The sequence below is a fragment of the Kribbella sp. CA-293567 genome (assembly GCF_027627575.1).
GTDB lineage: Bacteria > Actinomycetota > Actinomycetes > Propionibacteriales > Kribbellaceae > Kribbella.
Genome location: NZ_CP114065.1, coordinates 5,760,400 through 5,781,546 on the forward strand (window position 1 = coordinate 5,760,400; position 21,147 = coordinate 5,781,546).

Here is a 21,147-nt window from a genome sequence, read left to right on the forward strand (position 1 = left end):
TATCACCACGTGGGCTCACCCCAGCCGTTGCAGCGCCTTCTCCCGACGGCCGGCCACGCTCGAGCCCGACTCACGGCGCGCCATCCTCCGCAGTACGACGGGAGCCACCAGCAACCCCAGCACACCCCACGCCCCCAGCACCCCGACCGTCTCGAGGTGCCGCCACGACTCCCCCACCTCGACAGCCACCGCATCGCCCGGTAGCAACGCGGACCGCATCCCGAGGCCGAGCCAGTAGATCGGGGTCACCTGCGCGAGCCACTCGAGCCATCCCGGCAGCGCGGTGACCGGGTAGAAGATCCCCGAGATCGCAATCAGCGCGAGGATCGGCAACTGGAGCAGTCCCTGGGATCGCGCGCTGGTGAACACCGACCCGAGGATCGCGCCGATCGGCAGCGTCGCCAGCAGCCCGAGCAGCAACACCCAGAGCAGGGTCAGCCACGCACCCGGCCGATCGACCGCCAGGCCGCCGATGAGCAGCAGGCCCGGAACCAGCAGGATCACCAGATCGGCGAGCAACCCACCCGCGACCGAGACGACCTTGCCGGTCAGGTAGCCGATCATTCCGTTCGGCGTCGCCTTGGCCCGCAACAAGGTGCCGTCCTCACGATCCGCGGTGAGCTGCTGACTCATGCTGACCATGCCCATTGCCGCGTTCATCCCGAGCATGCTCGGCAGGGCGAGCGCGCCCAGCCCGAAGCCGGTCGTCCCGAACGACCTGTCCCGCAGGAAATACAGCGCGACCAGCATCAGCACCGGCCAGAGGAAGTGGCTGACCAGCTCTCCGGGGTTCGTGAACGACTGGCGCAACTCGACCAGGCCGCGCCGCCAGCCGATCCGGACCGCCGCCAGGCGCGGGTTCATCGCGCCACCTCGCTCTGGCGGACCAGCGTCAGATAGGTGTCCTCCAGGGTGGCCCGGCGGACCTCCAGCTCGGCCAGCGCTTCGCCGTACTGCGTGAAGAGACCGCGAACGAAGGCCGTCGACTCCTCGGTGGACTCGGTGAACCGCCGGCCGTCGACGCTCCAGCGGACCTCGTCGGGGCCCGCGATCTGCCGGGTCAGTTCAGCTTCGGTGCCGGAGGCAACGATTCGGCCGGCGTTCAGTACGACGATCCGATCGGCGAGCCGGCCCGCCTCGCCGAGATCGTGGGTGGTCAGCAACACCGTCATCCCCTCGTCGGCCGCGAGACGGCGTACCAGCTGGTGGAACTCGTACCGCGCCGCCGGGTCGAAGCCGACGGTCGGTTCGTCCAGGAACAGCAACTCCGGTCTCCCGACGAGGCCGATCGCGACGTCGAGCCGCCGGCGCTGACCACCGGACAGGGTCTTGATCTTCTGGTTCGCCTGCGCCGTCAGCCCGACCGCCTCGATCAACTCGCCGGCCGGCCACGGTCGGCGGAGCGCGGCGGTGGCGTACGTCGCGTAGTACTCGCCGAGGTGGGTCAGCAGTTCCCGGACCCGCCACTTGCCGTGGTCACGCCACGATTGCAGGACAACGCCCAGCCGCGCGCGCCACTGCTCGCCACCCTCGGCCGGGTCGACCCCAAGCACCTCCACCCGGCCCGCGGAGCGCAGCCGGAAGCCCTCCAGGATCTCGATCGTGGTCGTCTTGCCCGCGCCGTTCGGGCCGAGCAACGCCAGCACTTCGCCCCGTCGCGCCCGCAGCGACACGTCCCGCAGGACATCGGTCGCGCCGTACCGCATCCGCAGTCCGTCGACCTCCAGGGCGACTTCCCCAGTCTTCGTCATATCCGGAAGCTAAGTTGCGTTTCAGGAATCGGCAACGCTCTTCCAGCCGATTTTCTCCACTATTTCGCAGATCTGGCGCTATTGTTGCAATGACATTGACCGCAAACGCAAGTCCTTGGAGGCTCCGATGCCAGGCGGCCGGCTGACCAGGCAGGACCGTCTGCTGATCGCCGACCGGCTGGCCGCGGGACACGGCTATGCCGAGATCGCGCGCGAACTGGACCGGCCCACGTCCACGATCAGCCGGGAGGTCACCCGCAACGGCGGTCGCACCGGCTATCGCGCCGAGCACGCCCAGCTCGCGACCGGCTCCCGGGCTCGCCGACGCCGTGACTCCCCGGCTGCAGAGTCAGGCCCGGCGATCGACGCCTACGGTCGAGACCGGGCAGCGGTCCGGCAGTACGCCGAGCACTTCGCCGAGACGATGGTCGAAACCGGCCTGCCGCGGATGGCATCGCGGGTGCTCTCCTGTCTCTACACCGCCGACGCCGCCAGTCTCACCGCCGCCGAACTCGTCCGCGAGCTGGCCGTGAGCCCTGCCTCGATCTCCAAGGCCGTCAACTATCTGGAGAGCCTCGAACTGGTACGCCGCGAGCCGGCTCCCGCGCAGCGCCACGAGCACTACCTGATCGCCGAGGACATCTGGATCCAGGCCTGGCGCACGAGCGCCCGCGCCAACGCGAACTGGGCCGGGACTGCCCGCAAGGGCGCCGAGCTGTTCGACCCGGCCACTCCGGCCGGCCGGCGCCTGGAGCGGATGAGTCGGTTCTTCCAGCAGCTCAGCGACGACATGTCAGGCGAAGGTCCCGATCCCGAGGTGGCCCAGGACGTCGCGGTGATCCTCGCGGCGCTGGTCCACGCGGCACGCCCGCTCACCTCGGCCCAACTCGCCACCGCCCTCGACTGGCCCGCAGACCGAACCACGACCGCCTTAAGCACCGCCAAGAGCTACGAACTGTTCACCGATCCACTCACCGTCAGGACAGTCGCCCCCGACACCTACGTCGTGACGGTCACCCGACTCACCGAGGCCCAGCGCCACGCACTCACCGGATGAACCGTCGAACGGTCTGCCGAAGCGACGCGGCCCGCAGTACGCCGTCGGCCAGACCGATCTCGACCAGATTGTCGAAGACCCGCTGGTCGGCCGCCGAGGCCCTGATGCCCGCATCCAGCACCCTCCCGGAGCGAGTGAGCCGCGCGAGCAACGCGGTGTGCCGGAGATGCTTCCCCAGCAACCCCTCGACACCCCGCCGGTACGCCGTGCCCGCATCGCCGGAACCACGCCCGATCGCCTCGGCCGCCGCCTTTCCGGCGAGCATCCCCGTCGCGATCGCGTAGTAGATGCCCTCCCCCGTCATCGGGTTGATCAGCCCGGCGGCATCGCCCACGAGCATCACCCGGCCGGCCTGCGGCCGCCACGCCCAGCTCGACAACGGCAACTGGTGCCCTCGCCAGTCCGTCGCGTCAGCACTTGCTCCCGGCAACAATTCCTCGAGACTCCGCAGCAGCCCGGCACGGGTCGGATGCTCCTGACCGTCGCGCAACTGTTCGCCGTACCCGATGTTCGACCAGCCGTCGCCCCGATCGAACGACCACGCGTACGACGGTTGCCGCGCCGTCCCGAACACGATGACCTGCCGCTCGGCCCTGTCCGCGGGCGTGGGCGCATATCCCCGCAACGCCAGCGCCACCGGCCCACTCGCAACGCCCAGCGTCTTCCGCACCAGCGAATGCGCCCCGTCGGCCCCCACCACCATCCGGGCTTCCTCGTCGTCGACCATCACCGACGAACCCTGTACTTCGACGCGAGCCACCCGCTGCTTCCGCAGTACGGCGCCTGCCGCTTGGGCCGCCTCGACCAGCCGCGCGTCGAACACCAACCGCGGCACCACGTAGGCAGGCCGGGCCATCAACCGCTCGACGCCGAGCCTTCCCCGGCGCAACGAAAGCCGGCGTACCGGCGTACGGTCGTCGACCACGCCGTCGACCCCGGCTCCGGCCAGCAGATCGAAGACCTCCGGCGCGATCCCGTCCCCACACACCTTGTCCCGCGGGAACTCCTGGCGATCGAGCAGCAACACCGACAGCCCTGGCTCAGCAGCCAGCGCTCCCAACGCTGCCGCCGCGCCGCCCGGCCCGGCACCCACCACCACCATGTCCCAAGTCACCTTGGCAGGCTACTTCTCCGCGCAGTTTGGGTCCTGCTCAACGGTTACCGCGGCGACCGGGCCGCCGAGACGGTGGAACCGCCGGGATCCGGCGAGAGCGTGGCGTCCGCCGATCCGCGTGCCCGCTCCCTTCGGAGGGCATCACCGGCCGCGCTTCGTCGAGATCGATCGCCGTCGGAAGCGGAGGCAGATAGGACGGCGGGGTCAGTGCGGGAACCGGCTCGACCCGGCGCCCCGCCTCACCTGGTACCTCCTCGACCGTCCGCTCGTCGCTGTCGTCGAACATCGTGTCGACCGATCCGCCCAGCAGGTCGCCCGGCTCCTCGGCCGGCTTCGCCCGGGCCGCGGCCTCCTTGCTCACCGCGGACTTCGCCTTCGCCGGCCTGGCTTTCGCGGGAGCGGCCGGCGGCGGTGCGACCTTCTTCTTCGGCAGCACGGTCTTGAGTTCGAGGCCGAGCGTGCGGATCAGCCCGCCGAACACCACCACCATCACCGCGACGGCGATCACCGAGCAACCGGCGAACAGGACCGAATGCCAGCCGGACTTCCAGTCGGACGGTCCGGTCCGGCGCATCGCCGCGATCATCGCCACCACCACGACGTTCGTGATGCCGGCGGCAACTGTCGCGAGGATCGTCCAGACCAGGACCCGCCGCTCCAGCTCGACGTCGTCGGCCGCGGCCACCAGCCCGGCGATCAACCCGGCCAGCACGGGCACGGTGTAGACCATCGCCAGTGTGAGCCCAGGGCTCGCGACCAGGTAGAAGATGTCGAAGACGAGCGCGGTACCGGCCAGTGCCGCCGCGAAGCAGATCACCATCGGCGGGTAGAACCGCACGATGGCCACCGCGTCGGCAGACACCGTCCTGATCATCCGGAACGCAGAAACGTCAGTACTCCGTACTTCGGGGGTTGAACATTCCTCATTGTGCCGGTACCCAGCACCCGGAGTCACTCACGGAAGCGGTGAGTTGGCAACCTTTCGGCCGGCGGTGCCGCGGTTCGCTCCGCCGGAAACGCGAGAGGCGCGCACTCCTCGACGGAGTACGCGCCTCTCAGCTGTCCACTGCTGACCGGTGCGGGTCAGCCCTTCTTGGCGATTCCTGCCATCAGGATGCGCTGGTAGGGCTGCAGGTCCTCGACCTCCGGGATGTCGGCGTCGGGGTCTCCGGGGAACCAGCGGGCCAGGAAGTCCAGGCCCGGCGGCACCAGCGGCAGACCGAGGAAGTGCTCGGTGATCCGCTCCGGGGTCCGGATCCAGCCGTTGCCCAGGCTCTCCAGACCGGCCTGCTCGATCGCCTTCTGCAGCGGCTCACCGGTGTCGACGAAGTCGGTGATGAACAGGTAGCTGCCCGGGGCCAGCTGATCCATGATCGTGCGGACCCACTCGTCCGGCTGCTCGTCGTCGTGGAAGTGCATGTGGATGCCGACGATCAGCAGCGCGACCGGGCGGCTGAAGTCGATGAGCGCCAGGATCTCCTCGTTCTTGAGGATCTCCTCGGGCTGCCGCAGGTCGGCGGTGACGACGATGGTGCTGTCGTTGGTCGCCAGCAGCGCGCGGCCGTGGGCCAGCACGATCGGGTCCTTGTCGACGTACGCGACCTTGGCGGCGGGGTTGATCTCCTGCGCCGCCTGGTGAGTGTTCTTCTGTGTCGGCAGGCCGCTGCCGATGTCGAGGAACTGGTCGATCCCCGCCGTACGAACCAGGTACTGCACGCCCTTGACCAGCGCGTCGCGGTTGTCGATCGCGCACCGGCCGGCGTCCGGAACGTACTTCAGGTACGTCGCCGCGCCCTCGCGGTCGGCGGCGAAGTTGTCCTTGCCGCCGAGCAGTGCGTCATAGACGCGAGCGATGGTCGGTTGGGAGGTGTCCAACCCCGGAGAAGCCTCCGGGCCGTCGGGAGTCGCCATCGGCGCAGCCTTTGTGTCGTAGGGAATCGATGCCGTGATCGTAGTGCATCTGCATACCACCCGCAGCCTGGTCCGGCGTGCGCGCGAGCGTTCCGTGCGGCGATTTAACACTGCCCGGAAACCCTGTCCGAGCTTTCAACTGAGCAAGCCCTTGCCGGGTTACGCCGAACGGCCGACGGCACGTCCTCCGTTCACCCCACGAACCGCGATCGACGGCTTCCGGGGACGGCGAAACCGGTCACCGACGGCGAGATCGAGCCCTCCCACGGCGGCCCCGGAACCACGCAGCGTATTGGGCCGGACACGAGGCCTCCCAACGTGTACGATGCAAATGCAAGCCCAAATGCACGTGCATATGCCAAAGACGTACGGAAGGTGCAGCTGATGACTGCTATCTACAACGGCATGCCTGGCGACGCGAACAGCGAGCTGATCTGGAAGAAGAGCCAGCGCAGCGGCCCGAACGGCAACTGCGTCGAGGTGGCGAAGCTTCCCGGCGGCGGCGTGGCGATGCGGAACTCGCGTCACGCGGACGGTCCGGCACTGGTCTTCACCAAGGCCGAGATGGAAGCGTTTCTCGGCGGCGTCGAGGACGGCGAGTTCGGATATCTCGTCTGACCGAGCCCCAACAGCAAGAGGCCCCTTCACCAGGCGAGTGGTGTGGGGGCCTCTTTCTTTGGGGCGGCCGAGCCGCTCCGGCCGGAAACGACGAAGGCCGGCCTTCCGCTAGGAGGCCGGCCTTTCTTCGCTGGACCGCGGAGTTCTCCTGCGGAACAGGGGGAGCGACTGGTTCTTGACCTACTGAACAGTGAGCGGCCAGAGCTGCTCGCTCGGCAGCTCGGAGGCACCGGCGGTGGCCGCGCCGTCCACGGTGATTCGCAGACCGGTGAACTTGGGCGTCATCACCCGCTGGTACCGCGAGGCCCGGTCGGGCTCCGCGACGTACTCGGCGATCAGGTGGTCGCCCAACCAGATCCGCACCATTTTCCAGCCTCCCGCTCGTTCGGTGTTCTTCATCCCAGGCTCACGATCGGGTCGCCGTCCAGCAGGCGCTCGCCGCGGAGCCAGCCTTCGAAGGCCCAGCGCTGCTGCTCGGGGCAGCGCGCCACCAGATCCTGGATCTCCCGCTCAGTGAGCTCACCGGGCGCGCGCTCGCCGGAGGGGCGGGCGGCAAACCTGACAGCTTCTGTGTCGTCGTCGCTCATCGACTCGGGTTCCCCAACCAGTCATGCCGGCGCACCGCCGACGGGTCTGTAGGACCGGCCTGCTGAATCACGCGATGTCACGTTTTGCGAGATTCAGCTCACCTTCTGTGCATGAACCAATCATGGCGGTCGCACAGAACGAATGCAAGCGCCCGATGCACGTGCATCCGCACGTTTTCGAGTTGTGACCAACTGAAGGCTCGGTCAGGGCCCCGGAAGCGCTCGATCGAGCCCTGAACGGGCCGGCCGAGCATCTCGGGCCGGGGTTGCCGGAGCTGCGCGCGATCGCCGGCCTCTCTCAGCGGTTGCCGAAAAGGTGACTTACCGTGACGCCGGCTGGCATCGATGCCGGTTCGCGGCGGGGACCCCGACTCTTATGTAAGAACTTCGACAGATCACCGTCCGGTCATGAGATGATTCATCGGGGTGGGACAGGCCGCCGTGTGGGATCTCGTGCTGGGGCGTCGGAGGTGGGTGTGACGGAGTCGGGCGCTTCGGGCGGGCCGACCGCACTGCGGATCATTCTCGGCGCGCACCTGCGCAGGATGCGCGAGGCGGCCGGGATCACCCGGTCCGACGCCGGCTGGGAGATCCGCTCGTCGGAGTCGAAGGTCAGCCGGATGGAGCTCGGCCGGGTCGGCTTCAAGGAGCGCGACGTCCGTGACCTGCTCTCCCTCTACGGCATCGACGACGGCGAGGAGCGCGAGCGGCTGCTCGCCCTGGCCCGCGACGCGAACAACCCCGGCTGGTGGCACCGCTTCGGCGACGTACTTCCCAGCTGGTTCCACTCCTACCTGGGCCTGGAGTCCGCGGCCCAGCTGATCCGTACCTACGAGCTGCAGTTCGTCCCTGGTCTGCTGCAGACCCAGGAGTACGTGCGCGCCGTCGTCCAGCTCGGCCGCGGCCTGATCCCGCCCGAGGAGGTCGAGCGCCGCGTCACCCTGCGGGTCAACCGCCAGGAGATCCTGCAGCGCCCGAGCCCGGTGCGCCTGTGGGCAGTGGTCGACGAGTCGGTACTCCGTCGCCCGATCGGCGGCCTGAAGGCGATGCGGATCCAGCTCGAGTACCTGATCGAGGCGTCCCACCTGCCCAACGTCACGCTGCAGGTGATGCCTTTCGACTCCGGCGGCCACGCGGCCACCGGCGGCGCGTACAGCATCCTGCGTTTCCCCGAGCAGGACCTGCCGGACATCGTCTACATCGAGCACCTGACCAGCGCCCTCTACCTGGACAAGCTCGAGGACCTGGACCAGTACACCGCGACCATGGAAGCGCTCTGCGTCGCGGCACCGCCACCCAGCAAGACCCGCGACCGGCTGGCAGCGATCCTGCACGACTACGACCGCTGAACCGCTCCAGCCGTCAGGCGTTGGTGGCGATCCAGTCGAGCAGCGGAGCGGCGGCTCGCCAGTCCCGCCGGATCTGGTCGACCAGGTCGGCGGTGTGGATGATCGGCTCGAAGCCGTAGGACTTGTTCACGCTCATCGACTTGTGCCGAAGCAGGTCGATCCGCGGGTGATCGGCGTCGTACCCCCGCGGGCTGGTCTTCAGCTTCTCGCCCCCGAGCTCCCAGCCCTCCGCCTGCAGAGCGAGCAACAGCTTCTCCAGTTGCTTGCCGCGGCGGTCCTCGTCGATCGCCGTCCTGATCCGGCCCAGCCGTTCGCTCGACGCCTCGTAGAACCCCGCGCCGACCCGTACGCCGGGCGCCGACACCTGCACGTAGTACCCGGTCGAGGGCCCGAGGTCGACGAACGCGCCCTGGGCCGTCTTGTACGGCGTCTTGTCCTTCGCGAACCGGACGTCACGGTACGGCCGGAAGATCTTCGCCGCCCCGAACTCCGGCTCCAGCTCGGCCAGCAACGCGACCATCGGCGCCTTCACCGACTCCTCGTACACGTGCTTGTTCGCGGTCCAGAAGGTCTTGCTGTTGTCCAGCTCGAGATCGTCGTAGAAGTCCAGCGCAGCCGCCGGGAAACCGGTGAAACTCATACCGCCACGATAGTTCGCCGCTCCAGCAGCACCGCCGCCTAGGGTGGAGCCATGCGGACAGTCGTCATCGGGGGCACCGGACACATCGGCAGCTATCTGGTTCCGGAGCTGGTACAGGCCGGTCACCAGGTCGTCGTGCTCAGCCGCGGCGAGCGTACGCCGTACCGGGCAAGCGCGGCCTGGCAGCGAGTCGAGCAGCTCACCGTCGACCGGGAGGCCGAGGACGCCGCCGGCACCTTCGGGGACCGGGTCCGCGCGCTCGACGCCGAGGTGGTGATCGACCTCATCTGCTTCACCGAGCCGAGCGCCCGGCAACTCGGCGAGGCACTGCGCGGCCAGGTTCGGCAGCTGCTGCACTGCGGGACGATCTGGGTGCACGGCCCCAGCGCTCTGGTGCCGACGCCGGAAGAGGCGGTGACCGAGCCGTTCGGGGACTACGGGATCGCCAAGGCGGCGATCGCGCGGTATCTGCTAGGCCGCGACGGCTTGCCCGCCACCGTGATCCACCCCGGGCACATCAGCGGACCGGGCTGGGCACCGGTCAACCCGGCCGGCCACCTGGATCTCGGCGTCTTCGAAACCCTTGCCAACGGCAACGAGCTCACGCTGCCCGATCTCGGGCTGGAGACGGTGCAGCACGTGCACGCGGCCGACGTCGCCGGCGTCTTCCTGGCAGCGATGGCCAATCGGTCGGTCGCGATCGGCGAGAGCTTCCACGCGGTCGCCGCCGGCGCGATGACCCTGCGCGGCTACGCCGAAGCGGTGTCCCGCTGGTTCGGCCGGCAGCCGCGGCTTGCCTACCTGCCCTGGGAGGAGTGGCGCCGGACCGTTTCCGCCCGGGATGCCGAGATCACCTTCGACCACATCAGCCACAGCCCGCACTGCTCGATGGAGAAGGCCGCTCGCCTGCTCGGCTTCCGTCCCGCGTACTCCGCGCTCGGCGCCGCCCTCGACGCCCTCGGCTGGCTCGTCGACCACAAGAAGCTGACCATCACCCCGGCGAGCTGAGCAAGACCTTTTGCAACAAGCTGCAACTTTGCGACGGGAGCGATTTCCGGCCCTACGGTGGAACCCCACCAGAGAACGGAAACACCCCATGCGCGCCATCCAGGTCAGCCGGTACGGCGGGCCCGAGGTCCTCGTCCCGACCGAAGTCGCGGCGCCGGCTCCGGCCCCGGACCAGTTGCTGATCGAGGTCGACGCCGCAGGCGTGAACTATGCCGACACCCACCACACCGACGGTTCCTCCGTTGCCACCACCGAACTGCCCTTCGTGCCCGGCTCCGAGGTGGTCGGCCGGACCGCGGACGGTCGTCGTGTCCTGGCCCCCACCTTCCAAGGCGGCGGGTACGCCGAACTCGCGGTGGTCGCGGCCGCCGACGCGGTCGCCGTCCCTGACCGGGTCGGTGACGGCGAGGCCCTCGCGCTGCTGGTGCAAGGACTCACCGCGTGGCACCTGCTGCGCAACAGCGCTCGCCTCTCACGCGGTGAATCTGTCGTGGTGAACGCTGCCGCCGGTGGCGTCGGCTCCTTGGCCGTGCAACTCGCCCGGCACTTCGGGGCGGGCCGGGTGATCGCCGTCGCGTCGACCGAAGAGAAGCGCAAGCTCGCCCTCTCGCTCGGCGCGGACGTCGCCATCGACAGCGACCCGCACGGGTACGCAGCGAGGGTAGTTGCCGCAAACCACGATCGCCCCGTGGACGTCGTACTGGAGTCGACCGGCGGCGGGACCTTCAACGCGGCCCTCGGCGCGCTGGCCGGATTCGGCCGGCTCGTCACCTACGGAAACGCCGCGCGCGAAGGACGTCGCCCGCTGCTCGACCCGGCTTTGCTGGCCGACCACAACCTCACGGTCGCCGGCTTCTGGCTCCGCCCCGCCCTGGAGCTGCCCGGCAACTACCACGAGCCGCTCGCCGAACTCTTCGCCCTGGTTGCCACCGGCAAGCTTCAGCCGCTGGCCACGGAGTACTCGCTGATCAACGCCCGCGCGGCGCACGAAGATCTGCTCGCCCGCCGGACCACCGGCAAACTCGTACTCCGCCCGTAGGACCGCCTGGACCGCGACCAGGCGGTCCTACCGGTGGGAGAAGTCAGGCCTGCCGAAGGTCGCGAAAGAACGCCTGGATATCGGCGACCAGTAGCTCGGGCTGCTCCAGGGCGGCGAAGTGACCGCCTCGCGGGTAGGACGTCCAGCGAACGATGTTGTTGGCCGCCTCCGCCAGATGCCGCAGCGGGACGAAGTTCTCCTGGGCGAAGTCGGCGAGTGCGGTCGGCGTACGCGACGGTTCGATCGGCTGCCCGTAGTACGGGGCGTGGGCGCGCTCGTAGTAGATCCGGCCGGCCGAACCCGCCGTCTTGGTGAACCAGTAGAGCGACACGTTGGTCAGCAGGTGATCGCGGCCGATCGGGCCGTCCGACCACTCCTCGAACTTCTCCGCGATCCAGGCCAGCTGACCGACCGGCGAATCCGTCAACGCGTAGGCAAGGGTCTGCGGCCGGGTGCTCTGCAGGTCGGCGTACCCCTGTCGGTCCTTGCTCCACGTCTGGAACCGCCGCCACGAAGCCCACGTGCGTTCACGCTCCGCGGGCTCCAGCGGCGCGAGCTCCTCTTCGGTCGGCTCAGTGGTCGCGCCGGACCCCGGGATCAGATTGAGGTGTACGCCGGTCACCCGCTCCGGGTGGATCCGGCCGAGCTCCCGTGAGATCCAGGCACCCCAGTCACCACCCTGTACGCCGTACCGGTCGTAGCCGAGCCGCTGCATGAGCTCGGCAAACGCCCGCGCGACCCGCTTGCCTTCCCACCCGGTCCTGCGCGTCGGCCCCGAGAGGGTGAAACCGGGGATGCTGGGAAGGACCAGGTGAAACGCGTCCGCCGGATCCCCGCCGTACGCACGCGGGTCGGTTAGCGGCCCGGCGATGCGCTGGAACTCGACGATGGATCCTGGCCAGCCGTGCGTGATGAGCAGCGGAGTCGCTGCCGGCTCGGGCGATCGCAGGTGCGCGAAATGCACCCGCGCACCGTCGATCGTGGTGGTGAACTGCTCCCACTCATTGAGCCTTGCCTCGGCCTTGCGCCAGTCGAACTCGTGACGCCAGTAGCGCGCCAGCTCTCGCAGATAGTCCCGCGGTACGCCGTACTCCCACCCGACCCCAGCCAGCTCATCAGGCCAGCGGGTCAGCTCCAGGCGCGCATGCAGATCATCCAGCTCGGCCTGCGGGATTTCCACCCGGAACTCTTCGATGCTCACAGCAACACTCTCCCCCGGCCAACCACCCGAGCACCAACCGTTTGCCTTCCGGCTACGGGCGTCGTGGGCGTACGACGAACTGCTCGGGGAAGGTCCAGTGGAAGTGGACGGCGGCCAGGCGGACGAGCGTGGTCACCGCCACGCAGGCGATGCCTGCGATCGGGATGGGAGTGCCGAACTCGGCGAGGAGGATCAAGACTCCGGTTCCGGCGCCGGCCGCGACGGCGTACAGGGTGCTGACGTGGAGGAAGGAGAACGGCAGGCTGAGCATGACGTCACGGAGCATTCCGCCGCCGATGGCTCCGATGACGCCGACCACCAGCGCCCCCGCCACGCCTACTCCGAGAGAGAGCGCCTTGGTGGCTCCGATCGCGCCGAAGAGTCCCATCACGACGGCGTCGAGCACGGTGATCAGCCCGTCCGCCCTGGCCAGCAAGGGCTGCAGCACCATGCCGAGGATGGCCGAGGCGCCGGCGACGATCAAGTACCAGTTGCTCCAGACAACTACCGGTGGCTGGTTGAGTACGACGTCGCGCAGCAGGCTGCCCCCGAGCGAGACGGCCAGCCCGATCACGATGACGCCGAGTACGTCGATGCGGCGCGACCGGACGCCCGCGGCGAAGAGCGCGCCTTGCAGACCGCCGAGTCCGGCGGCCAGGAGTTCGATCCAGAGCGTCACCTGGAACGGGGTGATCGACATGTGATCCCTCCGGGAAGCTGGGCCGGCCCGCACGCTGAGCGGGCCGGCCCTGGGGCATCTTTCGCGATGTCGGAGCAGCTGGTGGTCGCCGGCAACTTGCGCCCGGCAACCTCAGCGTTCTGCGCTCGAAGCGCCCTTCGCGGCCTCGTCGATGACGTCCGCGACGACACCGGCCTGCGTGATGAACAAGGCGTGGCTGGCGGACACGTTGGTGATCTTCGCGCCGGCCCGCGTCGCCATGTGCTGCAGCATGGCCTGGTCGAACGACTTGTCCTCGGTGGCGATGACGGCCCAGGTCGGCTTGTCCCGCCAGGCGGCGTTCTTCACCGGGGTGTCGAAGACCGACATGCTGATCGGGATCTGTGTGTCCCGCAGGAAGGCGGCGTCCGCGTCGCTGGCGTCGTGCGCGAACCCGGCCTTGAACTTCTCGTGGTTGAGGAACCCGAACCCGTCCTCGACCACATCGATGACGAACTCCGGCGTCGCCGCGAACCCCTCGTACTGCTGCCCCGTGGTCTGCCCCGCGTCCGGCGCCAGAGCGGAGACGTAGACCAGGCCGGCCACGTTCTCGTGGACACCGGCCTCGGTGATGACCGTGCCGCCCCACGAGTGCCCCACGAGGATCGCCGGACCGTCCTGCCGGCTCAGCACCCGATTCGTCGCGGCAACGTCGTCCTCCAACGAGGTCAACGGGTTCTGCACGATCGTCACCCGGTACCCACGGGCCGTCAGGTTGTCGTACACACCCCGCCACCCCGACCCGTCAGCAAACGCCCCATGCACGAGTACGACGTTCTTGATCCCCTGATCGGTGCTCATAACCGTTCCTCTCCTCCCGCACCGGGAGCCCGGAGCGGCTGCGGTATCCAACACGGCGAATGCCATGTTCGATATGCAATATATTGCACCGCGCGGAGAACGACAAGAGGAAGATCCAGCCGGAGGCGCGCTTAGTCGCTGATATCGAGGACGTCGCCGGGTGTGCCGTCAGTGAGCAGACCCTTCAGCAAGTGGCCGAGTCGCGGCGGGAAGATCGTGTCGGTCGTCTCGATCAGGTCGTTCGCGCGCCACCACCGGAACCCCAGGACACTGCGGGCCTCGTACTCCGACAGCCTGGCCGGCGCGGGACGGAAGTGCCCGACCCGGCAGACCAGCCACTTCTCGTGGACCTCGACGACGCGGCCGTCGTACTGGTAGGTGTGCTCGCGCTCCCAGACGAGACGGCCTCCAGGCAGGTCGGCCAGACCGGTCTCTTCGTAGGTCTCCCGGGCCGCGGCCTGCTGCGGGGTCTCCCCGGCCTCGATGCCGCCGCCTACGGGATACCAGCACCTGGTTCGCGTTCGCGGATCCTCGGCGTGAATCAGCAGCAGACAGTCGTCTTCATCCAGCAACAGAAGCTTCACCGCGGGCCTGGGCACGACCAGAACAGTAAGGCTTGCCAGGCAGGCGGCGGGCGTCGCGGGTGGTCAGGCGTTAACGCGGTCTCGGACTACCTTTACGGTCAGTGCGGCGGCCAGGCAGAGGCCGCCGGCGACCAGTACCAGCGTGACCAGGGTGCCTGAGCTGTTCAGGCGGCCGTCGCAGGCCATCGGCGTGATGCCGCCGGCCGGCTGGAAGACCGAGCCGCAGTTGGCGCCGGTGGCGGAGACCGAATGGAAGCCGAGCGCCAGTCCGCCGAGTAGCAGGGCCACTCCGGCGATGATGAGAATCTTGTTGAGCGCCGTCATGCCGACGCCAACTCCAGCGGACGCGCCGACGGCACGACCCGACTGCCCCGTTGCACTTCGCTCACTCCTGACTTCGACCGACACCTCTCCGAACCTACGGTCCCGGGACCGGCGAACCACGTCCAGAAAGCCGTCAGCAGCGATTCTTCACACAGTCCTTACTCAGGACATACCTGCACGTGATGATGATCGCAGAGCGCGCGACAGCCGGTGACACTGGCATTACAGTGCCACCGGCTGAGAGGTCGTCGAGTGGAGCCGCGGCCGGCTCAGAAGCCGCCCGAGGTGGTCCCTCCACTGCCCGTCGCGGGGGTCGTGAACGAGAGGTTCGGGTTGGGGCCCCACTGGTCGGCGGCCGCCGGATAGTTCGCTTCCTGGCGTTTGATGCACTTCCATTCAACGGTCGTGCCCGGGGGCAGGTTACTGATCGTCCCCGTCCATGTCGGGTAGCTCGTCGGCGCCAGCTTCACCGCGCTCGCCACCGACCACGCACCGAGCTGCGGCGCGCTGCCGACGACGTACACCGACTGCCCGGCCGTCGTGGTCCCGCCGGAGCAGCTGAACGTCTTCGACACGACCGTCTGGCCGAGCGTGAAGACGAACGACTTCGCCGTACCGGTCGCCAGCGAGGCCGACTTGGCGACGACCAGGTTGCCGCCGGCGTTGTACCAGCCGCTGGCCGCCGCGTCGAAGGCCGCCTTGTTCGCGTACTGCGTCAGCGCCGACCCGTTGAGCGTGACGCCCGAGGCCTGCGTGTCAGCGACCAGCTCGACCACGTTCTGCCGGGCCGAGGGCGCTCCGGTGTAGGTGCCGGACGACGCGGCGATACCGACCGTCGCGGTGCTCCCCGACCGGGACTGGCTCAGGTCGGTGGTCCGCTTGGCGCCGGTCTGGTAGCCGACCGTCGACCCGTCGTCCTCGGCCAGCGTGAACGACGAGGCCGTGGTGTCGGAGTAGACCCGGGTGACCAGCTCGTTCCGCGTCGTACCGTCGGCACGCTTGCCCATCACGTTCATGGTCTGGTCGTCGACGGTCATCTTCGGGATGATCGCCCCGGCCCGCGCGTAGGCCGGCAGCTGGAACTTGCCGTTGCGCCACAGCGGTACGTCGGTCAGGGTCTGGCCGGTGCTGACCGTCTTGGTGTTGGTGTAGTAGTCGAACCAGGTACCGGCCGGCAGATAGACGTCCCGCTTGCGCTGGTTGGCCCCGGCCGCGACGCCGACCAGCAGGTCCTTGCCGATCAGCTTCTCGTGCCCGACCTCCCGCACGTTCGGGTCGTTCTGGTACTGGTAGACCAGCGGCGGGATCAGCGGTTCGCCGGTGGTGTGGGCGCGGTGCGCCAGCGAGTAGTAGTACGGCGTGAGCTCGTACCGCTGCCGCAGGTTGGCCAGGTTGCTCGGCACGTCGCCGATCGAGTCGGGCGAGGTCTCCGCGCAGTTGCACAGGTTCTCCGTGTGCGGCCGGATCGGTACGTCGAACCACGACGAGTTCGCGAACCACTGGGTGTAGAGCTCGTTCAGGTCGGTGTTCAGCATCTCCCGGCGGAACCCACCGATGTCGGAGCCGAAGTAGTCGATCCCCGACATCGACATGTGCAGCTGGACGTTCTGCTGCGCCGCGAGCGCCGTCAGCTTGGAGCCGATGTCACCCGACCACATCGCCGCACCGGTGCGCTGGATGCCACCGGCCGCCGACCTGGCGAGCATGAACGGCCGCTGCTGGACCGCGTTGTCGGTGTACCCCTTCGCGATGCCGCGGGCCCACTCCAGGTTGTAGAGGTTGTGGTAGTCCGAGTGAGCGTGCTTGCCGGGCAGGAGTCCGGCGGTCCAGTCGTTGGCGTCGTACATCTCCGGCTCACCGAGGTCGAGCCAGTGACCCATCACGCCGTCGTTGACCAGCGGCTGACGCTGGCCGTTGTGCCACTGCGTACTGGCAGCCGGCTGGGTCCAGTCGATCATGCCGCCGCGCCCCCACCAGTCGTTCCCGGTCAGGTACGCCGGGCTGCAGCTCGAGCAGCCCGCCCTGATCAGGTGGCCCGCCGACGCCATCGACGAGTGCTCCGGCAGGTTCTTGCCGACGTACGACTCCTCGATCGTCATCACGCCGACGCCGTTGGTGTTCTTGTACGCCGCCAGCTTGGTCGCCGGGCTGGGGAAGTTCACCGGGTCCCACTCCAGCGTGCCCATCCGGGTGTTGTCCGAGCCGGCCGTCACGCCGCCGAACCAGTTCACGTCGAGCATCACGCCGTCGGTGGGGAACTTGTTCGCGCGCAGCCCGGCCAGCGTGGTGTCGATCTCGTTCCAGTTGTCGTAGCCGTACTCCGACATCCACAGCCCGAACGCCTTCTTCGGCGGGACCGGCGGCCGGCCGGTCAGCTCCAGATAGTCCTTGCGCAGGTCGGGCAGGTCGGGCCCGCTCATCACGTACCACCGGAGCTGGTCGCCGAAGGTGTCCATCGTCCACGGATCACCGGTCAGGTCCCATTGCTGCTTGTAGACCTGGTCGACGAACATCCCGTAGTTGGTGGTGTTGGCGCCGACCGCGAACAGCACCGGGATCTGCGCGTTGCCGACCGGTCCGTTGTCCGTGTCGTAGAGCATCGCGTTGCCGTACGTACCGCCGGTGCGCTGCCGGCCGACCCAGTCGCCGTCGGCGCTGCCGCCCATGAAGAACTGCTCACCGAGCCCGTAGGCGTTCTGCATCGAGGACTTGGTGAAGCTCAGCCCCTTCCACGCCTGGCCGAGGTTGCGCGGACAAGTGGTGTTGAGCAGCAGCTGCGGCGTACGGGTGGTGTCGTAGACCGTCGCGCACAGCGTGGTCGTGTTGACGTCGACCTTGATCCCCGGTGTCGTCAGTACGCCGCCGGCCTGGTTGAGGCTGGTCGGACCGGGATAGTTGGTCTTGGCGATCTGCGTGGTGGTGAACAGCGGTGATCCGGTTCCAGGTCCCGAGCCGGCGCCCAGCTCGAAGTGCACCAGATCGTTGTCGAGGAACTCCACCACCAGGTAGTTGCCCCCAGCAGCGAACTGCACCCGCTGGACCGCAGCCTCAGCAGTTGCTGCAGGCAACGCCACCAGCATCGGCAGCAGCAGCAACATGCCCGCCAAGCGCCTCATGGCCGCACCACCCCGATGTTGTCGAGGTTGACCCCGCCACTCCCGTAGACAACCTTGACCACGCGTTTACCCGCGGTCAGATTGGTCGTGAGCGTGGCAGTCCCCCAGGTGTCCCAGTTCCCGGTACTCGGCAGGTTGACCGAGCCGACGCTGACCCCATCCACCTGCACGGTCCGGGTCGCCGTAGTCGCGGCGCCGTTGGAGTACCGGAGCTTGATCACGTGGCTCCCGGTGACAGTGGCGTTGGCATCGACCGAAACCGCGTCGCCCGCGGTTTCGAAACCGTCGACGAACCCGGTCCCGGTGAAGCCGGGGTGATCGGTGTTGGTCGTCGTCCCGGTGTTGCTGCCGAACTCGGCCTCGTAGGCAGCCTTGTCGACACCGTTCAGTACGACGCTGCGCGCCGCCGCGCTGGACGCCGTCTTGACCAGCGTGAGCTGCTGGACCGGATCCCAGTACCAGCCCTCGGTGGCACCTTGCAGTGCGGCGAGAGTCGCGTGCGCGGTCATCGTCGAGCCGTCCTTGGTCACCGAGGCCGGCTTGCTGGACGCCACCTGGAGCGTGCTCTTGGTGGCGAGCGGCGGAACGCTCACGGTGACCTGGTGAGCGGCGAAGTTCTCCGTCGACGTGACGGTCCGGGTCTGGTTCGCCGAGTCCTCGAAGTACCCGTAGCTGGTCGTCCCGGCCGGGTACACGCGGAAGGCGAGGTTCGTGTAGTTGTCGACGCTGTTGCCGATGTTGCCGCCGAGCTCGTAGTTGGCGTTCAGGTTGAGCGGCACGATCGCGCCTGCCTTGGCGAAGACGGGGATCGAGCCGGTGTCGGCGTTGTAGACCTTAGTACCGGCGCCCTGCGCGCGGCCGCCGTTCCAGAAGTCGTACCACTCCCCGGCCGGCAGGTAGACGTTCTTGCTGGTCGCGCCCTGGCTGGTGATCGGTGCCACCAGCAACTGCCGGCCGAACATGTACTGCTGCTCCTGCGCCGCCGCCGTCGCGTCGTTGGGGTACGCGACGCTCATCGCCTGCATCATCGGAAGGCCCGTGGTGGAAGCGTTCTTGGCCTCCGTGTAGAGATACGGGATCAGGTTCATCCGGGTGTTGGCGAACTTGCGGAACTTCGGGATCACCGTCGTGTCACCTGAACGCGCCTGCACGTTCCATGGCGTCCGTGCCTCCGACACACCGGGGTTCGACTTCTCCGAGTGGTACTGCATGATCGGCGAGAAGGTCGCCTGCGCGGTCGACCGAAGGTAGAGCTCGCTGCTCGGGAACGTCCCGGTGAAACCGGCCAGGTCCCAGGACCAGAACGGAATCCCGGACTGGCCGGCGCTCTGCCCGGCACGAACGGCCTGCTGGAAGGCGTCGAAGGTCGAAGCCTGGTCGCCGGCCCAGAAGATCGAGTTGGCCTGCGCGCCCGACGTACCGCCCCGGCTGAACAAGGTGCCCTGGGCACCCTTCTTCGTGGTGACGAAGTCGTTGTAGGCGCGGGTGTACTCGTTCGGGTAGGCGTTGTGCAGCTCGTCCCCCTTGCGGCCGGAGCCACTGGTCACGTTGCGGCCGAAGACAGCCTCGCTGCCGTCGGTCTTCAGCCCGTCGATGCCGACGTCGTCGAACAGGTAGGAACGCTTGCTCATCCACCAGTTGGTCGCGGCGGTCTTGGTGAAGTCCGGCACCGTGCTGTTGCCGAACCACTGACCGGACGGCACCCGGTAGGGCCCACCGGCACCGTCACCGAGGACGTAGCCCTGCGCCACCGCGTAGTCCCGGTCGTTGACGTGCTGCTGTGGTGCTGTCGGTGGATTGCTGTCGAAGTCCTGTTTCAGCACGGGAATCTGCCACAGGACCATCTTGATGTTCTGGTTGTGCGCGGCCGTGACCATCGCCTTCGGATTGGTCCAGGCGCTGCCCGCGGGGAAGGTCAGGTCGCTGTAGGCCAGCGCTTGACTGCCCGGCTTCGGCGTGTACGTCGCGCCGTGCCACAGGTAGAAGGTGGCCTCGTCAGCCCACTGCTCCAGCACCATCGCGCTGTGCGGGATGTTGTTCGAGGTGACGTTGGCCAGTTCGGCGTTCACCTCGGCCTGGGTGTTCCACTCGTTCGCCGACATCCACAGTCCGAAGGACCACTTCGGCGGCAGCTTCGGGCGGGCGGTGGTGGCGGTGTACTGGTCCAGCATCTCGGCCCGGGTGCCGGTGAAGAAGTAGTAGTCCACCGTCGAGTTCAGCGCGCCGCTGGTGTCGACGGTGAAACCGGCCATGTCGCTGAGATGCGTGCCGAGGTTGAACACGGAGTACCGGGTGCTGGGCACGTAGATGCCGTAGCCGGCCGAGTTGGTGAAGAACGGGACGCTCAGGTAGGTCCGAGCGGTCGGGCCCTGGTCCTGGTACTGGTTGTAGACGTAGTTGTGGACGTCCTTGCCGCGCTGGTTCAGGGCGTCGTACCGCTCGCCGAGTCCTTCGAAGCGTTCGCCCGCCGGGGAGAGCCAGTGGTCCTCGACCTTGGTCACCGTCGTGCTGCCGTCGCTCGCCCAGCCGGTGTTGCGGAAGGCCGCCGGGTCGTACTGCCGGGCGATGAGCGTCGTGCCGTCGCCCTTGTAGACCGCGACCCGGTACGGCGACTTCTGGATCTTCAGCACCACCTTGGTGGTGGCGACCTGCAGCGTCGAGACGCTGTCGGTCACCGTGTACGACGACGAGCCGGTGATGTTCAGCCCGCTGCCGGTCGGCGCGACCTGGACGTGGAACCGGTCGTTGCCGGGGAACGCGAACCGGACCTTCGGGGTGAAGCTGCCCGCGGTGTCGCCGGTGGTGACGTCCACGCTGGTGCCGTTGTTGACGAAGCCCGAGACGTTGCCCGTGCCGGAGAACGAGGTCACCGCGAACGCGAACGGGCCGGTGGTCTTCTGGTTCGCGCCGTCCACGTCGGCGTTGACCGTGTAGCTGATCTTGTCACCGCGGGCGAAGGTGCCCAGCGGGACCTTCCAGTAGGTGTTGTTGCCGCTGTTGTAGTCGAAGGCGGCACCGACCGGGGTCTGGTTGACGCCGTTCTTCGTCCAGGTGATCCAGACCGTCTGGCCCGGTGAGACCGGCCAGGTGCTCGCCTTCACCTCGACGGCCTGACCGGCCATCGGATCGCGCGGCGAGCGCTCGGTCGGGGTGGTGTTGTAGAGCTCGTCGGCGCCGTGGGGGGCGTGGAAGACACCGGTCAGCGTGCCGGCGTACGCGGGGGCAGGGGTGAACTGGAAGACGACCGCTGCGAGCACCAGGAGCGCAGCGACCCACCGCCTTCGCGGCGGAGTCAGGGCATACCTCATCTACGGCCTCACTTAAGGGAA

General features: G+C 68.2%; 20 protein-coding genes. 5 read left to right on the forward strand and 15 right to left on the reverse strand.

Going from position 1 to position 21,147, the window contains the following annotated elements:
- Positions 1–15: 15 nt before the first annotated feature.
- Both OX958_RS26610 and OX958_RS26615 read right to left on the reverse strand, forming a co-directional pair.
- Positions 16–864, reverse strand: a complete 849-nt coding sequence (locus OX958_RS26610) for an ABC transporter permease (protein ID WP_270132353.1) — start codon at positions 862–864, stop codon at positions 16–18.
- Entirely contained in the window at positions 861–1,751 is an 891-nt protein-coding gene (locus OX958_RS26615) for an ABC transporter ATP-binding protein (RefSeq protein ID WP_270132354.1), read from the reverse strand. The genes OX958_RS26610 and OX958_RS26615 overlap by 4 nt, the downstream gene beginning before the upstream one ends.
- A 127-nt stretch (positions 1,752–1,878) precedes the next feature.
- On the opposite strand from OX958_RS26615, the gene OX958_RS26620 reads away from it, so the two are divergent.
- The gene (locus OX958_RS26620; RefSeq protein ID WP_270132356.1) at positions 1,879–2,808 is read left to right on the forward strand and encodes a GbsR/MarR family transcriptional regulator; all 930 of its coding nucleotides are present in this window, start codon (positions 1,879–1,881) and stop codon (positions 2,806–2,808) included.
- Here the strand turns inward: OX958_RS26620 and OX958_RS26625 are convergent.
- The 3 genes from OX958_RS26625 to OX958_RS26635 all read right to left on the reverse strand — a co-directional run bounded on the left by OX958_RS26625 (position 2,798) and on the right by OX958_RS26635 (position 5,833).
- Positions 2,798–3,922: an NAD(P)/FAD-dependent oxidoreductase gene (locus OX958_RS26625; RefSeq protein WP_270132358.1), complete on the reverse strand. Its 1,125-nt coding sequence runs from the start codon at positions 3,920–3,922 to the stop codon at positions 2,798–2,800. The genes OX958_RS26620 and OX958_RS26625 overlap by 11 nt on opposite strands.
- A 37-nt stretch (positions 3,923–3,959) precedes the next feature.
- Positions 3,960–4,784: a hypothetical protein gene (locus OX958_RS26630; protein ID WP_270132359.1), complete on the reverse strand. Its 825-nt coding sequence runs from the start codon at positions 4,782–4,784 to the stop codon at positions 3,960–3,962.
- Positions 4,785–5,005: 221 nt separating this feature from the next.
- Positions 5,006–5,833, reverse strand: coding sequence for an SAM-dependent methyltransferase (locus OX958_RS26635; RefSeq protein ID WP_270132361.1), 828 nt, complete (start codon positions 5,831–5,833; stop codon positions 5,006–5,008).
- A 384-nt stretch (positions 5,834–6,217) separates the two neighbouring features.
- On the opposite strand from OX958_RS26635, the gene OX958_RS26640 reads away from it, so the two are divergent.
- Positions 6,218–6,451: a DUF397 domain-containing protein gene (locus OX958_RS26640; RefSeq protein WP_270132362.1), complete on the forward strand. Its 234-nt coding sequence runs from the start codon at positions 6,218–6,220 to the stop codon at positions 6,449–6,451.
- A 180-nt stretch (positions 6,452–6,631) separates the two neighbouring features.
- Here the strand turns inward: OX958_RS26640 and OX958_RS26645 are convergent, their stop codons facing one another.
- Positions 6,632–6,850, reverse strand: a complete 219-nt coding sequence (locus tag OX958_RS26645; protein WP_270132363.1) for a hypothetical protein — start codon at positions 6,848–6,850, stop codon at positions 6,632–6,634.
- On the reverse strand, positions 6,847–7,038 hold the full coding sequence (locus OX958_RS26650) for a hypothetical protein (RefSeq protein WP_270132365.1): 192 nt from the start codon (positions 7,036–7,038) through the stop codon (positions 6,847–6,849). The genes OX958_RS26645 and OX958_RS26650 overlap by 4 nt, the downstream gene beginning before the upstream one ends.
- 476 nt (positions 7,039–7,514) lie before the next feature.
- Here OX958_RS26650 and OX958_RS26655 point away from each other — a divergent pair, with 476 nt between their 5' ends.
- Positions 7,515–8,387: a helix-turn-helix domain-containing protein gene (locus tag OX958_RS26655; RefSeq protein ID WP_270132366.1), complete on the forward strand. Its 873-nt coding sequence runs from the start codon at positions 7,515–7,517 to the stop codon at positions 8,385–8,387.
- 13 nt (positions 8,388–8,400) lie between these two features.
- Here OX958_RS26655 and OX958_RS26660 read toward each other — a convergent pair whose 3' ends face one another.
- Positions 8,401–9,027: a DUF2461 domain-containing protein gene (locus OX958_RS26660; RefSeq protein ID WP_270132367.1), complete on the reverse strand. Its 627-nt coding sequence runs from the start codon at positions 9,025–9,027 to the stop codon at positions 8,401–8,403.
- Positions 9,028–9,078: 51 nt separating this feature from the next.
- Here OX958_RS26660 and OX958_RS26665 point away from each other — a divergent pair, with 51 nt between their 5' ends.
- Positions 9,079–10,035, forward strand: coding sequence for an NAD-dependent epimerase/dehydratase family protein (locus tag OX958_RS26665; RefSeq protein WP_270132368.1), 957 nt, complete (start codon positions 9,079–9,081; stop codon positions 10,033–10,035).
- A gap of 88 nt (positions 10,036–10,123) precedes the next feature.
- Positions 10,124–11,074 (forward strand): quinone oxidoreductase family protein, encoded by a 951-nt coding sequence (locus tag OX958_RS26670; RefSeq protein WP_270132370.1) that lies wholly within the window; start codon positions 10,124–10,126, stop codon positions 11,072–11,074.
- Positions 11,075–11,117: 43 nt separating this feature from the next.
- On the opposite strand, the gene OX958_RS26675 is transcribed toward OX958_RS26670, so the two are convergent.
- The 7 genes from OX958_RS26675 to OX958_RS26705 all read right to left on the reverse strand — a co-directional run bounded on the left by OX958_RS26675 (position 11,118) and on the right by OX958_RS26705 (position 21,126).
- Positions 11,118–12,275, reverse strand: coding sequence for an epoxide hydrolase family protein (locus OX958_RS26675; protein WP_270132371.1), 1,158 nt, complete (start codon positions 12,273–12,275; stop codon positions 11,118–11,120).
- A 52-nt stretch (positions 12,276–12,327) separates the two neighbouring features.
- Positions 12,328–12,975, reverse strand: coding sequence for a trimeric intracellular cation channel family protein (locus OX958_RS26680; protein ID WP_270132372.1), 648 nt, complete (start codon positions 12,973–12,975; stop codon positions 12,328–12,330).
- Between the two features lie 111 nt (positions 12,976–13,086).
- On the reverse strand, positions 13,087–13,794 hold the full coding sequence (locus OX958_RS26685; RefSeq protein WP_270132373.1) for an alpha/beta fold hydrolase: 708 nt from the start codon (positions 13,792–13,794) through the stop codon (positions 13,087–13,089).
- A 131-nt stretch (positions 13,795–13,925) separates the two neighbouring features.
- Positions 13,926–14,393, reverse strand: a complete 468-nt coding sequence (locus tag OX958_RS26690; protein WP_270132375.1) for an NUDIX hydrolase — start codon at positions 14,391–14,393, stop codon at positions 13,926–13,928.
- Positions 14,394–14,441: 48 nt separating this feature from the next.
- The gene (locus OX958_RS26695; RefSeq protein WP_270132376.1) at positions 14,442–14,702 is read right to left on the reverse strand and encodes a hypothetical protein; all 261 of its coding nucleotides are present in this window, start codon (positions 14,700–14,702) and stop codon (positions 14,442–14,444) included.
- Positions 14,703–14,971: 269 nt separating this feature from the next.
- Positions 14,972–17,818 carry a TIM-barrel domain-containing protein gene (locus OX958_RS26700; RefSeq protein ID WP_270132377.1) on the reverse strand — a complete coding sequence of 949 codons (2,847 nt, stop codon included), beginning with the start codon at positions 17,816–17,818 and terminating at the stop codon, positions 14,972–14,974.
- Positions 17,815–21,126: a TIM-barrel domain-containing protein gene (locus OX958_RS26705; RefSeq protein ID WP_270132379.1), complete on the reverse strand. Its 3,312-nt coding sequence runs from the start codon at positions 21,124–21,126 to the stop codon at positions 17,815–17,817. The genes OX958_RS26700 and OX958_RS26705 overlap by 4 nt, the downstream gene beginning before the upstream one ends.
- Between the last annotated feature and the right edge of the window lie 21 nt (positions 21,127–21,147).

Coding starts and splice junctions, on each gene's coding strand:
- OX958_RS26610 (WP_270132353.1), bottom strand. CDS start 864: ATGAACCCGCGCCTGGCGGCGGTCCGGATCGGCTGGCGGCGCGGCCTG.
- OX958_RS26615 (WP_270132354.1), bottom strand. CDS start 1,751: ATGACGAAGACTGGGGAAGTCGCCCTGGAGGTCGACGGACTGCGGATG.
- OX958_RS26620 (WP_270132356.1), top strand. CDS start 1,879: ATGCCAGGCGGCCGGCTGACCAGGCAGGACCGTCTGCTGATCGCCGAC.
- OX958_RS26635 (WP_270132361.1), bottom strand. CDS start 5,833: ATGGCGACTCCCGACGGCCCGGAGGCTTCTCCGGGGTTGGACACCTCC.
- OX958_RS26640 (WP_270132362.1), top strand. CDS start 6,218: ATGACTGCTATCTACAACGGCATGCCTGGCGACGCGAACAGCGAGCTG.
- OX958_RS26645 (WP_270132363.1), bottom strand. CDS start 6,850: ATGAAGAACACCGAACGAGCGGGAGGCTGGAAAATGGTGCGGATCTGG.
- OX958_RS26650 (WP_270132365.1), bottom strand. CDS start 7,038: ATGAGCGACGACGACACAGAAGCTGTCAGGTTTGCCGCCCGCCCCTCC.
- OX958_RS26660 (WP_270132367.1), bottom strand. CDS start 9,027: ATGAGTTTCACCGGTTTCCCGGCGGCTGCGCTGGACTTCTACGACGAT.
- OX958_RS26665 (WP_270132368.1), top strand. CDS start 9,079: ATGCGGACAGTCGTCATCGGGGGCACCGGACACATCGGCAGCTATCTG.
- OX958_RS26670 (WP_270132370.1), top strand. CDS start 10,124: ATGCGCGCCATCCAGGTCAGCCGGTACGGCGGGCCCGAGGTCCTCGTC.
- OX958_RS26680 (WP_270132372.1), bottom strand. CDS start 12,975: ATGTCGATCACCCCGTTCCAGGTGACGCTCTGGATCGAACTCCTGGCC.
- OX958_RS26685 (WP_270132373.1), bottom strand. CDS start 13,794: ATGAGCACCGATCAGGGGATCAAGAACGTCGTACTCGTGCATGGGGCG.
- OX958_RS26695 (WP_270132376.1), bottom strand. CDS start 14,702: ATGACGGCGCTCAACAAGATTCTCATCATCGCCGGAGTGGCCCTGCTA.
- OX958_RS26700 (WP_270132377.1), bottom strand. CDS start 17,818: ATGAGGCGCTTGGCGGGCATGTTGCTGCTGCTGCCGATGCTGGTGGCG.
- OX958_RS26705 (WP_270132379.1), bottom strand. CDS start 21,126: ATGAGGTATGCCCTGACTCCGCCGCGAAGGCGGTGGGTCGCTGCGCTC.